The 980-nt window shown below is 72.7% G+C and carries 1 protein-coding gene; it reads left to right on the top strand.

What is annotated here, in order from left to right; genetic code table 11:
* On the top strand, positions 1–878 hold an 878-nt coding region (locus KV557_RS41890), incomplete at its 5' end, for an IS701 family transposase (protein ID WP_218207372.1).
* Positions 879–980 lie beyond the last annotated feature (102 nt).

Here is a 980-nt window from a genome sequence, read left to right as displayed (position 1 = left end):
TCAGTGTGAACCTGGTGTCCGACCGCGCGTCCTCGGCCGTCGACTGGCGCCTGTTCCTGCCCGAGAGCTGGGACGACGCCAAGAACACCGACGATGCGCTGCTGGCCGGGGCGATCCGCCGGCGCCGGGCGAAGGCCGCCATCCCCGGGGGTGAGCGACACCGGGAGAAGTGGCGCCTGGCCCTGGAGATGTTGGACGAGGTCCGCGGCAACTGGGAACTGCCCGACCTGCCGGTGGTCGCGGATGCCGGCTACGGGGACGCCACCGGCTTTCGCGAGGGCCTGACCGAGCGCGGCCTGGCCTACGCCGTCGCCGTCAAGGGCAGCACCACCGCCTGTCCGGGCGACGCGGTCCCGGTGCGCCCGCCCTACAGCGGGCAGGGGCGCCCGCCCGGTCCGGCCTACCCCGATCCGCACACCACCTTGCGCCAACTCGCCCTGGACGCCGGGCGATCCGCGCTCCGGACGGTGACCTGGCGCCAGGGCACCAAGACCACCAGGAACAACCCGCGCGCCGAGATGCGCTCCCGATTCCTGGCGCTGCGGGTCCGCCCGGCCAACCGGCAGATCCGCCGTGCCGTCGACGGCTCCCTGCCCGAGTGCCGGCTGCTGGCCGAGTGGCCACCCGGCTCGGCCGAGCCCACCGACTACTGGCTGTCCACCCTGCCCGCCGACACCCCGCTGCGCGAGCTGGTCCGTATCTGCAAGATCCGCTGGCGCGTCGAGCATGACTACCGCGAGCTCAAGGACGGTCTGGGCCTGGACCACTTCGAAGGCCGCAACTACCCCGGCTGGCACCGCCACACCACCCTCACCTCCCTCGCCCAGGCCTTCTGCACCCTGCTCAGGCTCGACCCAAAAGTCCCTGCGCCGGCCTGACCCTGTACGCGGTCCTCCGCGAACTCCAGGCCCTCCTGGCCACCTGGACCGGCGCCTGCTCCATATGCGGCCAACCCACCCCGGAACCCGAACCACACCACC

This window comes from Kitasatospora aureofaciens (assembly GCF_019192735.1).
Taxonomy (GTDB): Bacteria; Actinomycetota; Actinomycetes; order Streptomycetales; family Streptomycetaceae; genus Kitasatospora; species Kitasatospora aureofaciens_A.
The sequence above is the reverse complement of the archived record's forward strand: the minus strand, read 5'-3'. Positions and strand labels throughout refer to the sequence as shown.